This window comes from Microtetraspora malaysiensis (assembly GCF_001528665.1).
In the GTDB taxonomy this organism is placed as follows: Bacteria; Actinomycetota; Actinomycetes; order Streptosporangiales; family Streptosporangiaceae; genus Microtetraspora_A; species Microtetraspora_A malaysiensis.
This window is the reverse complement of the sequence record NZ_BBYJ01000022.1, coordinates 22242-34684: the sequence shown is the minus strand read 5'-3', so window position 1 is coordinate 34684 and position 12443 is coordinate 22242. Positions and strand designations below refer to the sequence as shown.

Annotated in this window: 13 protein-coding genes; 6 read left to right on the top strand and 7 right to left on the bottom strand. The window is 69.0% G+C overall.

Annotated features, from left to right (window positions below):
- Positions 1-4: 4 nt before the first annotated feature.
- On the bottom strand, positions 5-961 hold the full coding sequence (locus AWQ71_RS27165) for a TIGR01777 family oxidoreductase (protein WP_067138039.1): 957 nt from the start codon (positions 959-961) through the stop codon (positions 5-7).
- A gap of 150 nt (positions 962-1111) precedes the next feature.
- Positions 1112-2098 (bottom strand): hypothetical protein, encoded by a 987-nt coding sequence (locus tag AWQ71_RS27160; RefSeq protein ID WP_067138038.1) that lies wholly within the window; start codon positions 2096-2098, stop codon positions 1112-1114.
- Between the two features lie 257 nt (positions 2099-2355).
- On the opposite strand from AWQ71_RS27160, the gene AWQ71_RS27155 reads away from it, so the two are divergent.
- The gene (locus AWQ71_RS27155) at positions 2356-3078 is read left to right on the top strand and encodes a MerR family DNA-binding transcriptional regulator (RefSeq protein WP_218001979.1); all 723 of its coding nucleotides are present in this window, start codon (positions 2356-2358) and stop codon (positions 3076-3078) included.
- Between the two features lie 60 nt (positions 3079-3138).
- Here AWQ71_RS27155 and AWQ71_RS27150 read toward each other — a convergent pair whose 3' ends face one another.
- Positions 3139-3900 (bottom strand): group II truncated hemoglobin, encoded by a 762-nt coding sequence (locus AWQ71_RS27150; RefSeq protein ID WP_067138037.1) that lies wholly within the window; start codon positions 3898-3900, stop codon positions 3139-3141.
- 308 nt (positions 3901-4208) lie between these two features.
- On the opposite strand from AWQ71_RS27150, the gene AWQ71_RS27145 reads away from it, so the two are divergent.
- From AWQ71_RS27145 to AWQ71_RS27135, 3 genes are all read left to right on the top strand, one after another.
- A complete protein-coding gene (locus AWQ71_RS27145) occupies positions 4209-5690 on the top strand; it encodes an endo-1,4-beta-xylanase (RefSeq protein ID WP_169806637.1) in 1482 nt (493 codons plus the stop codon).
- A 484-nt stretch (positions 5691-6174) separates the two neighbouring features.
- Positions 6175-6672 (top strand): hypothetical protein, encoded by a 498-nt coding sequence (locus AWQ71_RS27140; RefSeq protein ID WP_157570596.1) that lies wholly within the window; start codon positions 6175-6177, stop codon positions 6670-6672.
- Between the two features lie 194 nt (positions 6673-6866).
- Positions 6867-7499: a DUF305 domain-containing protein gene (locus AWQ71_RS27135; protein WP_067138032.1), complete on the top strand. Its 633-nt coding sequence runs from the start codon at positions 6867-6869 to the stop codon at positions 7497-7499.
- Between the two features lie 92 nt (positions 7500-7591).
- Here AWQ71_RS27135 and AWQ71_RS27130 read toward each other — a convergent pair whose 3' ends face one another.
- Complete coding sequence (locus tag AWQ71_RS27130) at positions 7592-8026, bottom strand: MerR family transcriptional regulator (protein ID WP_245658492.1); 435 nt, start codon at positions 8024-8026, stop codon at positions 7592-7594.
- Between the two features lie 46 nt (positions 8027-8072).
- On the opposite strand from AWQ71_RS27130, the gene AWQ71_RS27125 reads away from it, so the two are divergent.
- Positions 8073-8822, top strand: a complete 750-nt coding sequence (locus tag AWQ71_RS27125; RefSeq protein WP_067138031.1) for a methyltransferase domain-containing protein — start codon at positions 8073-8075, stop codon at positions 8820-8822.
- A gap of 195 nt (positions 8823-9017) precedes the next feature.
- Positions 9018-9734 (top strand): hypothetical protein, encoded by a 717-nt coding sequence (locus AWQ71_RS27120; protein ID WP_084259342.1) that lies wholly within the window; start codon positions 9018-9020, stop codon positions 9732-9734.
- 58 nt (positions 9735-9792) lie between these two features.
- On the opposite strand, the gene AWQ71_RS27115 is transcribed toward AWQ71_RS27120, so the two are convergent.
- Genes AWQ71_RS27115 through AWQ71_RS27105 form a run of 3 tightly spaced genes read right to left on the bottom strand, consistent with a single transcriptional unit; the run spans position 9793 to position 12427 of the window.
- Complete coding sequence (locus AWQ71_RS27115) at positions 9793-10803, bottom strand: zinc-dependent alcohol dehydrogenase (RefSeq protein ID WP_067138027.1); 1011 nt, start codon at positions 10801-10803, stop codon at positions 9793-9795.
- Positions 10800-11810: a Gfo/Idh/MocA family protein gene (locus AWQ71_RS27110; RefSeq protein WP_067138025.1), complete on the bottom strand. Its 1011-nt coding sequence runs from the start codon at positions 11808-11810 to the stop codon at positions 10800-10802. The genes AWQ71_RS27115 and AWQ71_RS27110 overlap by 4 nt, the downstream gene beginning before the upstream one ends.
- Positions 11807-12427: a polysaccharide deacetylase family protein gene (locus AWQ71_RS27105; RefSeq protein WP_084259340.1), complete on the bottom strand. Its 621-nt coding sequence runs from the start codon at positions 12425-12427 to the stop codon at positions 11807-11809. Before AWQ71_RS27105 ends, AWQ71_RS27110 begins: the two co-directional genes overlap by 4 nt.
- Positions 12428-12443: the final 16 nt, after the last annotated feature.

The following is a 12443-nucleotide window of genomic DNA, read 5'->3' as shown; positions in this document are numbered from 1 at the left end:
CTGCTCACCTGGGGAAGCCAGGCCCGCCGCGCACGCGCCGCACAAGGTCGTCGGCGGCCTCCGGCCACTGGGCGTAGTCGAAGGCGAAGCCCGCTTCGAGCAGGCGACCGGGGACGACTCGACGGCTTTTCAACAGGAGTTCGGTGTCCGAGCGCAGCGCGAGCGCGCCGAGCTCGGCCATCCACGTCGTCGCGGGCAGGCCCACCGGAACACCCCATGCGGTGCGCAGTGCGCGCATCAACATGCGCTGCGGCAAAGGAACGGGAGCGGCGAGGTTCACCGGCCCGGCGAGATCGTCCCGGTCGGCCAGGAACTCGACGGCGCGGACAAAATCGCGGTCGTGGATCCAGGAGACGTACTGCGCGCCGCCCCCGACCGGGCCGCCGAGGCCGAGCCGCGCCATCCGTAGCAAGACGTCGAAGGCCCCGCCGCGATCGGGACTCATCACCACGGCAGCGCGCATGGCGACCTTGCGCGTGTTCGGGGTTTGGGCCCGCTCCTGTTCCCGCTCCCACGCTTTCGCGATCTCAACGCTGTAGGCCCAGTAGTTCGGGACGCCGGATTCAGTGCCGCCGAGCACGCCGGTCGCCTCGTCGTTGGGCGCGTCGAAGCGGTGGGAGTAGACAGTGGCGGTGCTCATCTGCAACCAGACCCGGGGAGGCCGCGCGGCGGCTGCGATGGCCTCACCCACAACCCGGGTGGAGTGCACGCGCGAATCCATCATGGCCCGCAGATTGGCTGCGGTGTAGCGACAGTTGACGCTGCGTCCGGCCAGGTTGACCACGATGTCGCTGCCGTCGATCTTCTCCGCCCATGGGCCCAGGGTCTCGCCGTCCCAGCGGACTTCGCGGTCGCGCATCGGACGTCTGGTCAGGACCACGACTTCATGGCCTGCGTCGGTCAGCGCGCGATTCAGGATCGCGCCTACCTGTCCGGTTCCCCCGGGTATCACTATCTTCATCAGGCTTCCCCCAGGTGTGTGGCGACGAGCCTAGCGCAGCGAGTTGAACGTGTTCAAAGGTGAGTCGATGCCCATGTCCAAGGGGAAGCTCAGCACGGTTCCGGCTGCGAAACCGGAAGGACCACGGGGTCGTGCCGGACAAATCGCGACCTAGGCACGATCGTGTGACCGGCGGGCTCGCTGCACCGCCAAGATGATCGTCGTGCTCGCGGCCACCGCCGCCAGCAGGACGCCCGCGGCGGTAAGCGTCAGGCTGTCGGGCTGGGTCAGGGCCTGGCCACGCTGGGCCTGCCACAGCAACAGGCCGGTGAGTCCGGCGTAGCCGAGCGCGGCGACGATCACAAGGGCGGCGCGGGTCGCCTCGGCGTGCAGTGTGGGGAGACGGCGAGCGAGCAGGCGGAGCCCGATCGCGATCAGCGGGAGCGCCTGCAGCGCGTGCAGGCCGACGAAGTGCGCGACGCGGAGGTCACCCGTCCCGGTCGCCCATCCGGTCAGCGGCATGGTGGCGCCGCCGTCGAGGCCGCCGACGGAGTGCGCGCCGATCGTGGCGAGCTTCAGCCCGTTATTGAGCGCTTCCGCCTGGTCGGGGGTCGGGCTGGTCATCAGGTAGCCGACGGACATACCGGCGAGCGACAGGGCGATACCCAGCGGGACCGCCCACGCCATGGCCTTGTCGAGCCGGCGCTGGAAGAGGAGGAGAGCACCGATGGCGAAGGTCATCAGCCAGCCGAGGTAGGCCGCGCCGCCCATGGCCGCGAAGAGGGTCGCGTCCAGTGGCGTGGAGAAGTTGAAGTGGCTGCGCACACCGCGCACGGCCTGGAAGGTGATGACGGCGATCTCGGGGGTGAGGAAGCCCAGGACGGCCACCGTGGCGAGCCACCAGAGCGTTCGCCGCCATCGCTGGAGCCTGCCCAGCATCCACGCCAGTGTGGCCGCGTACAGCCCGAAGGAAACGGCGAACTTGAACGGCTTGAACCAGACCGGTTCGCCGAGCAGGGTGCGCCCGTCGACCATCATTCCGATGCCGCTGACTACGGCGAGGACGGCCATGCCTGCCGCGCAGAGCAGCAGTGGGCGGTGCAGGCGGTCGTGCCGGGTTTCCTGGTCGACGGGAGGGCGCGTGAGGAGGTTCGTCATGGTTAACAGCCTGCTGGCCTGGGCTGACGCGAACCAGAGACGTGATCATCCCTGAACTATGACCTCGTCATAATCCAGACTTTTCGCCCCCACACGCCGGGTTCGAGGCGACCTCAGGCCGGTGCCCGTTCGATGAAGGGACATGAGACACCTTTCACGGGTGCGAATCGTCTCTTTGACCGTAGCCTTGAACCTTCTGTTGAGAGCAGCGGCCGATCCGCCCCGCGTTCGCCGGATAAACCCTCAAACTAGAGAACATGACACGACGAGCCCTGCGGCCGGCCGACCTCGCCGGCGAACACGGCCTGTCCACCCAGGCGGTCCGCAACTACGAGGACGCGGGGATCCTGCCTCCCGCTGAACGCAGCCCCGCCGGCTACCGCCAGTACTCCGCCGTCCACGCGCAGGCCCTGCGCGCCTTCCTCGCCCTACGCCCGGGATACGGGCACCAGACAGCCGCGGCGATCATGCACGCCGCACACCGTCGCGACGACGAGAACCTGTTCCGCCTCATCGACCGGGCACACGCCGACCTGCTGCGCGAGCGCGACACCCTCGACGAGGTCGCCGCCGCGCTCGACGCCCTGGCCACGGCGCCCGCCCCGGACGACGGACGGCCTGAGGGCGTCACCATCGGCGCGCTGGCCCACCAGCTCGGGATGCACCCCGCGTCGCTGCGAAAGTGGGAGAAAGCGGGCATCCTCCGCCCGTACCGCGACCGCGTCACCGGGCACCGCGTCTACCCACCCGGCGCGGTGCGTGACGCGAAGATGGCCCGCCACCTCCGGCGCGGTGGCTACCTGCTTCCTCAGATCAAGCTCTTCGTGGATCAGCTACGCGTCGCGGGAGGCACGGCGGACCTGGAGCACATGCTCCACGAATGGCGGGCCCGGCTACGGCACCGCAGCCGGGCGATGCTCGCCTCCGGGCGGCAGCTCGACGAGTACCTCGCCCTTCTCGCTCCCGCACAGCCGGCATGACCGCGCCCCTCGCCCCGGCGGCCGGGAGGACCGCCGGGGCGCAGGGCGTCGGCCAGGATCTCAGCCGGTGTATGGAGGGGCGACGCCCCAACCCCAGTGCGGTACCGGAGCGTCCTGCGGGGGCGTCGCGCCGGGCTGGGAGTTGCCGAGCGCCAGGCGCGTCCCCCACTCGATGTATCCGGCGAACGCGGCGCGGAACTCGGGGTCGCCCGGGAGGCCCACCTCGTCGGCGGCGTCCATCAGCAGGCTCACCCAGCGGCGCCGCATCGGCTCGGTGATGGCCTTGCCGAGGTGCATGGACAGCATGTGGCGGTATCCGCCTCGCTCGTCGGTGTAGCGGGAGGGGCCGCCGAAGACCTCGGCCAGCCACATCGCCACATAGCGGGGGTGGCCGGGGTCCATGTTCTTGAACAGCGGCCCGATCAGTTCGTCGTCCAGGACGAGTTCGTAGAACCGCGTGGTGAGCCGCTCGAACGCCTCGGAGCCGCCCGCCCAGTCATACATCGTCGGGATGGAGCCGCCGGCGCCGCGCACCGCCGTGCGCTCGTAGTGGCGCATCTCCGCGATGTCGTTCACGTACGGCCGGATCTCGGCGAAGAACGCCCGGAAATGGTCGCTCGACCGGAATCCCTCCAGGTGGTCCCGGGCCGACGTCCAGGTGATGCGCAGGATGTAGGAGGCGGGCTCGTCCACGCATCGGGAGAGCTCGTAGTCCACGCATTGCGGGGCGGCGGCGAGTGAGCGGGCGGCCCGCGCGTAGGCCGCCTCGAACTCCTCGGCCCGCCCCTCGGCTATCGCGTACCGGATGTATTCCACGATCATGCTCAAGAATCTACAGCGCTCTGGGTAATCTTGTAATCAGTCACGCAGACATCGACGTCGTCGAGGATGCCGAGGGCATTGCCCGGCGGCCGAGCCCTCCCCCGCGCATGATCGCGCATGCGCCCTGCCGACGCCCGCGGGAAGGCCCGCCCACGCCCCAAGGCCTCGCAACACGGCGTACGGCGGATCCGGGAACAGCCCCCTCCGAAGATCACCAATGCACTACGTTGTCCCCGTATATGCGGATAAAGACGGGGGTCATCATGCACAGGGGCATACGGCATGCCAAGCGAGCAACGGCGCTGACCATGGGGATCGGGGTTGCCCTGCCTGCGTTGATTCTCGGCACGCCCGATCCGGCCGCCTCGGCTGAGATCACATTGCGTACGCTGGCGGCCGCGCGAGGCCTGCGGATCGGCTCGGCCGTCAGCGACTCGGCGCTGGAGAAAGACTCGGGCTACCAGGACAAGCTCAAGTACGAGTTCAACAGTGTGACGCCCGAGAACGCCATGAAGTGGGCCAACCTGGAGACCACGCGGGGGAAGCCAACCTGGGAGAAGGCCGACGCGATCGTCGACTTCGCCGTGCAGAACGGCCAGACGGTGCGCGGTCACACACTGGTGTGGCACAGGTCGCTCCCAACCTGGATCACCGATGGGACGCTGTCCACCGCAGAGCTCCGTGACGCCCTGAAACAGCACATCCAGGCAACGATGAAGCGGTATGCCGGTCGTGTCGGCGTATGGGACGTGGTCAACGAAGCGTTCAATGAGGACGGCACGCTCCGGCCGAGCATTTGGCTGGAGCGGTTGGGCAGCGGTTACATCGCCGACGCGTTCCGCTGGGCACGTGAGGCCGACCCCTCAGCCAAGCTCTACATCAACGACTTCGACGCCGAGTGGGCCACCCCCAAGCGTGACGCCCTGTACAAACTCGTCCGTGACCTGCGGGCCCAAGGCGTGCCCATCGACGGGGTCGGCTTCCAGACGCACACACTCATCAAGGACCCCATCCCCGCCGCATTGCCCCTCACCCAGTTGCAGGACACCCTGAAGCTCTTCGCGGGCCTCGGGGTCGACGTGGCCGTCACCGAGTTGGACGTGCGCGTGAAGCTGCCGGCCGACGCCGACAAGCTCGCCGCCCAGGCCGAGACCTACCGGCGGGCCGCCGCGGCCTGTTTCGGGGTCTCCCGATGTGTGTCGCTCACCGTGTGGGGCCTCACCGACAAGTACTCATGGGTGGACAGCGGGGTCCCGGGCTGGGGAGCGGCCGATCTCCTCGACCGGAATCTCCAGAAGAAGCCCGCCTACACCCAGGTTCAGGCCGTCCTCGCCGATCGGGACTTCGCGGGCGCGGTCACGGCGCTACATTCGGGCCAGTGCCTCACCATGCCGGCCGACGGCAGGCAGCTCATCCAGTCCCCCTGCTCCAACGGTCAGGACCAGAAGTTCACCTTCCAGCGCGTAGCGACCAAGGTTTACACCATCACGAGCGGCGGCAAGTGCCTCACCGTCGACGGCGCGAGCACCGCGGCCGGTGCGGCCGTCGTGGGGCGCGCCTGTGTCGCCGGAAAGCCCGAGCAACAGTTCGAGCTGCGTCCGATCGGAGAGGTCGGAGCCCAGGACTACCGGCTTCTCCCCACGCACAGCTACAAGTGCGTGGCCGTGAAGGGGGGAAGCACGGCGAACTCGGCCCCGGTCGAGCAGGCACAGTGCCTGTCCTCCACGACGCCGACCACCCAGCTGACCACCCAGATATGGCGTCTGGCGGGCGTGCCTCGTCAGCCCTGAACCCGGGCGGGCAGGTACGCCCGCGGCTGCGCCACATCATCGTGACGGCCACCGTTTCTCCCGTCCGTCCACGGGAGCATGAGGGGCGGAGCATGGCCGAAAGGAGAAGATTCGGGCGAAATGCCCTGCTCAGATAGCCCGAGTAAGGCCCACCCTGGTCTACGGGTCTCATAGGAGATCTTGTAAAGGTGTTTACGCTGCAGCGCCGGGTCGAGCCGGGTCGGCGGGTATGCATCCGGGCCATGAGAGATCGGAACACGCTGCAAGGACGTCGGCCGTGACGTCCCCTGACAGGGCCACGGGGCGGAAGCAGGTCACGTTGACGAGCGTCGTGAAATCCTCGCGAGGCTTGCTCCGCAAGGCCGCCGCCCTTGGAAACCTGACAGTGGTCGGATCAGTTGCCGCGCTGTGCGGAGTAGCGGCCTGCGGGTCCGGACAGGATGTCACGCCCGCTGGGGCGGTCCAGAGCAGCCAGGAGAGCAGGATGCCGCCCTGGAAGCTTCCAGCTGATCCGGTCAAAGGCGCCCGAGAGGCAGGTTTGTCCGTTCAGCCCATGGAGGGCGCGGTCAAGCACTTCCACTCACACATGGACATCATCGTGAACGGGAAGCCGATTCCCGTGGCGGCCGATCTCGGCATCTCGACAGCTGAGCAAGTTATGTCGGAATTGCACACCCATGATGCGAGCGGTGTGATCCACATTGAGGCGTTCACCACGGATAAGCGCTACACCCTTGGCCAGCTGTTCAAGGAGTGGGAGGTGCGCCTTGACAGCACTCATCTCGGTGGGCTGACGGCTGGCGGGAAGAACGTCCTGCGAGCGTACGTGAACGGCGACCAGGTGCACGGCGACCCGAGAACGATCGAACTCCTGCCCAGGCAGGAGATCGCCCTGGTGTACGGTCCGGCAGGTGAACGGGTCGACGTACCGTCCACATACACGTTCCCTGCCGATCTCGGGGAAGTCCTTCCTGCCGGCTGAAGCACTCGATCAAGGAATGCTCGGCTCCCTCGGCCCCGCCACCATGATCTCGTTTGGAGAGCCCGGGATCCCGGCTGCCCACGGCCAGCTGCCAGCAGCGCGGACGTTCCGAGGGAGCGCGATGACGGCGTACAACGCCAGCACAACGGCGACTCATTGTCGGCGTCCGACAACCGGAAAGAGATCAGACAACCATGTTCACCAACCGTTCCTTCACCCGAGGGCTTGCCCTTGCCACCACCGCGACCGCTGGTGCCCTCTTGCTCACTGCCTGCGGCGGCGAATCCACGACCGGGCACAAGAACATGACCGGCATGGCGGCGACGTCGACCGCTCCGGCGGCCAGTGCGAGCTCCCAGGCGGGTGCGGACTTCAACGACGCCGACGCCATGTTCGCGCAGATGATGATCCCCCACCACAAGCAGGCTGTTGAGATGGCCGACCTGGCCGCGACTCGCGCAACCGACCAGGAGGTCAAGGACCTCGCCGCCAAGATCAAGGCAGCCCAGGATCCGGAGATCGCCACCATGAGCGGCTGGTTGACCGCCTGGGGCAAGCCTGTCACCTCCTCGGACGGCATGGCAGGCCACGGCATGCCGGGCATGATGGGCGAGAACGACATGGCCAAGCTCAAAGCGGCCAAGGGCGTGGACTTCGACAAGAAGTTCTCGGAAATGATGATCGCCCACCACAACGGAGCGATCGAGATGGCCCGCACGGAGCAGGCCCAGGGAGTCAATCCTGAGGCCAAGAGACTGGCTGCCACCATCAAGGCCGCTCAGCAGGCCGAGGTCGCGCAAATGCAGAAGATCCTTGACCGGCTCTGATCGGTGAGAACGCGTCCCGGGAGCGCCGTGCTCCTGGGCCAGGCGGGTCACCGCGAAGTTGAGGCCGGACACCGCCGAGTCGCAGTGCGACCTCAGCCACGTGCGGCCGGCATGGAGTACGAAGAAAAGCGCTGTCCTAGTTGTTCTGCTCCGGGAAGGCGTTCCGCGATTGCCGCCCGGAAGTCAGGGCAAGTCGTGAAGTCCTCATGATCGCAGGCCAGGGCGCAGTCGATGAGTTGCAGCGAAGCCTGTGCCTCTGCGATCCGTCGGGCGAGATCCGCTCGCCGACGCCGCAGGATCTCTCCACGCGTGGCCGCGTCCGCGGTGGCGATCATCTCGCGGATGTCGTCAAGGCCGAATCCCGCCTCCTTGGCCCGCAGTATGACCGCGACGCGATAGAGGTCGTCCGGTCCGTATCGGCGACGCGCACCGCCGATCCGTGCCGGCGTCAGCAATCCCACCGACTCCCAGTGCCGCAGGACGTGGGTGGCGAGCCCGAACCGCTCGGCGACATCACCGATACTCATCAGCGCACTTGACTTCATGTCGACATTAAGTCGGAGTATGGCCCGCATGTCCAACAACACAGTGGATCCGCTCATTCGCCTGCTTGACGCCGCGGACCTGCGGCCCGGTGCGCGGGAACTACGCGCGCGCACCTACGACCTGCTCGAACTCGCGCCGGGTACCTCCGTGGCCGACGTCGGCTGCGGAGCCGGCCGAGCCGTGAACGAGATCGCGGAGCGAGGGGTTCAGGCGATCGGCGTCGACCTGAGCGAGGAAATGATCTCGGTCGCACGCGCGCGGTGGCCGCACGCGGATTTCCATGTCGCCGACGCGTACGCGCTTCCGTTCGGCGACGCCGAGATGGCGGGATATAGAGCCGACAAGGTCTTCCACGACCTGGCCGACATGCCCGAAGCGCTGGGGGAGGCGGCACGCGTGCTCGCGCCCGGCGGCCGGATTGTCCTGCTCGGGCAGGACTGGGACACCTTCGTCATCGACTCCGACCATCCCGAGCTCACCCGGACCATCGTGCGGTCCCGCGCCGACATGGTCGCGAACCCCCGTGCCGCCCGCCGCTACCGCAACGCGCTGATCAACGCGGGCTTCACCGACGTTCGAGTCGAGGTGCACACGGGAGTGTTCAGCGACGCCGCCATGCTGCCGATGCTCACGGGCATCGCCGAGACCGCCTTCTCCGCCGGGGCTGTCAGCCGGGAAGAGCACGATGTCTGGGTCGAAGACCAGAGGGAGCGGGCCGGTCGGGGCCGCATGTTCCTGGCGCTTCCGCTGTTCCTGGCCGCAGCCCGCCGCCGCTGAACACCAGTGACATCGGAGGGCCCCTCCGGCATTTCCATTGCCACGATCCGTGTCCTGGGTGGCAGAGGTGGGTGGGTCTTTACCGAGGAATGACTGAGACGTGATGGAAGTTGACATTATGTGGGAAATCTATGTCAAACCGATCCGATCGCGAGTCCTCTCACCTACCCTGGACGGATCCCCGACACCTCTGGTGTGCTGCTCGACGATCGCTTCATCCCGCTTCGTCCGGTGCCGCAACTGCCTGTCGGGCAGTGGATCGTCTGCCGTGACGGCGCGACCGTCACGCTGGCCGGGCTTTTGCAGAGCTTGGGTGTCAGCGGGCTCAGCGCACGCCACCCGGTGGTCGCGGTCGGGTCGAACGCCTCGCCCGGTCAGGTGCGGCGGAAGCTTCTGCGCCACTCCGTGCGGCCGGTGGTTCCCATGACCCTCGCCGAGGTGCCCGGCATCATCCCCGGGGTGTCGGCGCACGTGAGCAGGCCAGGGTATGTTCCCGCGGTCCCGGTCGAGGCGGCCGAGGTCTCCCGGTTGTTCGTGTTGTGGCTCGATGACGACGAACTTGCCGCTCTCGACCGGACGGAGCCGAACTATCGGCGGTGCCGGCTGCCGGCGGAACGGCATCCCGTCGTGTCGGCGTCCGGGGCGCCGTTGCCGCGGTGTTTCGTCTACGTGGGCAAGCACGGCCATCTCGTCGACGCGCACGGGCGGACGCGGCGGCTGACCACGCAGCATGATCTCATCCGGAGCCTGCTCGACGAGTCTCCCCGGCTCCGCCGCCTCTGCGGCACCACCCCGAAGTCCTTCGTCGCCCGCGCACAGCACGCGGCCGTACGCGAGGCGATCTACCGGATCTTCCCGGCTGAACGCCTGGTACGGCCGCAGCCTGGGCTGATCGGACTGCCCGGGTCGTAGGAACCACCCGAACGCGCCCTAATCGTGCGGATCGCGGCGGCGACCATCTCGGCCGACCCTACGGCAGCGCGGACCAGTCGAAACAGATCGCCCCGGCCGGCGCGCCGCCGTCACGCAGTTGTTCGTACGCCTGCGCCGCACGCAGGGGCGACACCCGTCCGGCGATCATCCCGGCGGTGCGGAAGGCGCCCGAGGCGAGCCGGCGGAAGTACAGCTCGGTCACCGCGTCGCGGTTGAGCGGGCCGGCCGACGGGTCGTCGGAGACGATGTCGGCGTGCGCCCCGAGGATCGTCAGCGAGTCGCTGACCACGCCGGGGCCGAGCATCTGCCTGGACGGCGTGGGCGTGTCGCCGAGCAGCACGACGCGGCCCAGCCGGCGCGCGAGCCGCACCGCCTGGGAGAGCACCGCGGGGCTGCCGGTGACGTCGAAGACCACGTCGACGAGACGCCCGCCGGTCAGGTCGGCGACGGCGGAGCGGGCGTCGGCCGCGGGCATCGCCAGCACGTCCGTCGCACCGCTCTCCCGCGCCAGGTCGAGGCGCCGGGCGTCGGTGTCGATCGCCACGACGCGCGAGGCACCGTGCGCGACCGCGTACTGGACGACGAGCTGTCCGACCGGGCCGAGCCCCAGGACCGCGACGGTCTCGCCCATGGTGATCGCCGCCCTGGCGGCGCCGGCGGCGGCGGTGACGACCAGTGGCACCCACACCGCCTCCTCGTCGGACACACCATCGGGGAGGAGCCGCGCCTCACTGACGTTCAGCGTGACCAGTTCCTGGTGGGGGGCGTAGCTCTGCACCCGGTCACCCGGCCGCAGGTTCGTGACGCCGGCTCCTACGGCCGCCACGACCCCGGCCATGCTGTACCCGGGCCGGAACGGGTAGCGCACCCACTCCTCCCAGTTGGAGCCCGGGTCGAAGTCGCCGCGCAGGCAGGACAGCTCGGTGCCGGGGCTGATCAGCGAGAGCGTCGAACGGCAGAGCACCTCGCCCGCGCCGGGCGGCGCGACGTCCTCGTTCGCCACCCGGACCTCCCCCGGCTTGACGAACTCGACGAACCACGACCTCATTGGTTCCTCCCCAGGTGTACCGTCTGGCCGCTTGACGCGCTCTGGTAGGCGGCGTCGATGATGCGCATCGAGGTGATGCCGTCGGCGGCGCCGGGCGCGGGCTCGGCCCCGGCCCCGGCCCCGGCCAAGGTTCCGAGGAACGCGCGCATCTGCGCGTCGTACCTCCGCTGGATCGCCTGCTCGGACAGCTCGGCCGGGAACTTCCGCACCGGTTCCGCCCCGGCGCGCACGAGCGTGCCGGGGAAGGTCTGCGCGTACGCCTCGGTGCCGCACACGTGCACGCTCCCCGACGGACCGGGCGCGTACGGATGCCACCAGCCCGCCTCCACGCCGGAGGTGACCCCGTTGTCCCAGACGATCGTGAGGATCGCCGTGTCGTCGACCCGAAGGTCTCGATAGTGCGTCCCGCAATGCGCGGTCACGCTGACCGGCTGCGGATCTCCGAGCACGTAACGGCTGGCGTCGATGGCGTGGACCCCGAGATCCATCAGCGCGCCGCCGCCGGACAGGGCGGGATCGGTGAACCAGCCGCCGGGGCCGAACCCCGCGTGCACGGCGTACGCCGTCGTGTGTACGGGACGGCCGAGCGTCCCGTCCCGCACCAGGTCGCGCAGCCAGCGGACCTGCTCGTCGAAGCGCAGACAGTGGGCGAGCGTCACCCGGGCGCGCGGGCTCTCGGCGGCGGCGACGGCCCGGGCCTCGGCGGCCGTCATCGCCATCGGCTTCTCCAGCAGCACCGGCAGTCCCGCCTCCAGTGCCGTGACCGTCTGCCGCGCGTGCATCGCGTTCGGCGTGGCGACGATGAGCGCGTCCACTTCGCCGTCGGCCAGGAGCCGGTCGAGGTCGAGGTAGCGGCGGTGGAAGCCGTACCGCTCCGACAGCGCGGCCAGGGACTCCGCGCGGTGGTTGACGGCCGCGACCAGTTCGCCGCCACCGGCGGCGATGGCGCGCGCGTGATAGTCGGCGATGTAACCGGTTCCGGCGATGGCCAGGCGCGGGGCGCTCATCCGAGCTCGTCTAGACGGACGAAACGGGCACCGGCGGCGCGCAGGCCGTCGATGACCAGCGGCATGGCGCGGCCGGTCGCGAGGGTCCATGGGTGGAACAGCACCACCGCGCCGTCGCCGTGCGCGGTCGCCTGCTCGATGACGGTGCGGGCGACCTGGGGCCCGGTGGCCTTCGTCCGCCAGTCGAGGGCGTCCACCTGCCAGCTCACCTCCTGGTAGCCGAGCCGGTCCAGGGCGGCCAGGACCGCCGGGTCGTCGGTGCCGTCGCCGAACGGGCAGCGGAACCAGGGCCGGGGGTCGTGCCCGGTGATGCGGCGGATGGTCTGCTCGGCGAGCCGTACGTCGCCCGCCAGCCCTTGGGGGGACAGCCATGTCATCCGCGCGTGGTGGTGGGAGTGGTTGCCGATCAGGTGGCCGTGCCGCGTCAGTTCCTTGGCGAGCGCCGGGTGCGCCTGGGCCCAGCGGCCCTGGACGAAGTGCGTCGCCACCACATCGCGTTCGGCCAGGGTGTCGAGGACGAGCCGGGTGCCGTCCGGGTGAGCGGGGCGGTCGGCGTGCTCGACGTCGAAGGTCAGCGCCACCCGCCAGGAAGCGTGTTGTCGGAGGGAGTTCGCCATGTCTTGTCTACCTCTG

Bases quoted from the DNA above. Each gene is read 5' to 3' on its own strand.
- AWQ71_RS27165 (WP_067138039.1), bottom strand. From the start codon at position 961: ATGAAGATAGTGATACCCGGGGGAACCGGACAGGTAGGCGCGATCCTG.
- AWQ71_RS27160 (WP_067138038.1), bottom strand. From the start codon at position 2,098: ATGACGAACCTCCTCACGCGCCCTCCCGTCGACCAGGAAACCCGGCAC.
- AWQ71_RS27155 (WP_218001979.1), top strand. From the start codon at position 2,356: ATGACACGACGAGCCCTGCGGCCGGCCGACCTCGCCGGCGAACACGGC.
- AWQ71_RS27150 (WP_067138037.1), bottom strand. From the start codon at position 3,900: ATGATCGTGGAATACATCCGGTACGCGATAGCCGAGGGGCGGGCCGAG.
- AWQ71_RS27145 (WP_169806637.1), top strand. From the start codon at position 4,209: ATGGGGATCGGGGTTGCCCTGCCTGCGTTGATTCTCGGCACGCCCGAT.
- AWQ71_RS27140 (WP_157570596.1), top strand. From the start codon at position 6,175: ATGCCGCCCTGGAAGCTTCCAGCTGATCCGGTCAAAGGCGCCCGAGAG.
- AWQ71_RS27135 (WP_067138032.1), top strand. From the start codon at position 6,867: ATGTTCACCAACCGTTCCTTCACCCGAGGGCTTGCCCTTGCCACCACC.
- AWQ71_RS27130 (WP_245658492.1), bottom strand. From the start codon at position 8,026: ATGAGTATCGGTGATGTCGCCGAGCGGTTCGGGCTCGCCACCCACGTC.
- AWQ71_RS27125 (WP_067138031.1), top strand. From the start codon at position 8,073: ATGTCCAACAACACAGTGGATCCGCTCATTCGCCTGCTTGACGCCGCG.
- AWQ71_RS27115 (WP_067138027.1), bottom strand. From the start codon at position 10,803: ATGAGGTCGTGGTTCGTCGAGTTCGTCAAGCCGGGGGAGGTCCGGGTG.
- AWQ71_RS27110 (WP_067138025.1), bottom strand. From the start codon at position 11,810: ATGAGCGCCCCGCGCCTGGCCATCGCCGGAACCGGTTACATCGCCGAC.
- AWQ71_RS27105 (WP_084259340.1), bottom strand. From the start codon at position 12,427: ATGGCGAACTCCCTCCGACAACACGCTTCCTGGCGGGTGGCGCTGACC.